Source organism: Bradyrhizobium sp. MI1.11, assembly GCF_055811255.1.
Genome location: NZ_JBVVPM010000242.1, coordinates 1 through 266, shown reverse-complemented (window position 1 = coordinate 266; position 266 = coordinate 1). Strand labels below are relative to the sequence as shown.

Here is a 266-nt window from a genome sequence, read left to right as displayed (position 1 = left end):
AGTTGCCGATTTCCACGCTTTGATATCGCGCCGAGCCTTTCTTTTCCGCCGCTCGACTGTGCCCTCGGTGTGAGCCCCGTCCAAGCCGCAAAATCTCGTGCAGTCGCAAAATTGCGAGCATCCAAAACCGATGTCCGAACGGTAGCGGCGATGAGAGGACCGACACCCGGAATGCTCATCAGACGCCTTGCATCGGGGTCCTTTCTGACGGCAACCAAAATCTCTCTGTCGAGCTTCTCTATGCGGGTTGTAAGCAGCTCAATCTG

1 protein-coding gene is annotated in these 266 nt (G+C 56.0%); it reads right to left on the bottom strand.

The annotated features are described in order from the left end of the window. A partial coding sequence (locus tag AC0L30_RS43240; protein ID WP_473406818.1) for a transposase occupies nt 1–266 on the bottom strand: 266 nt, incomplete at both ends.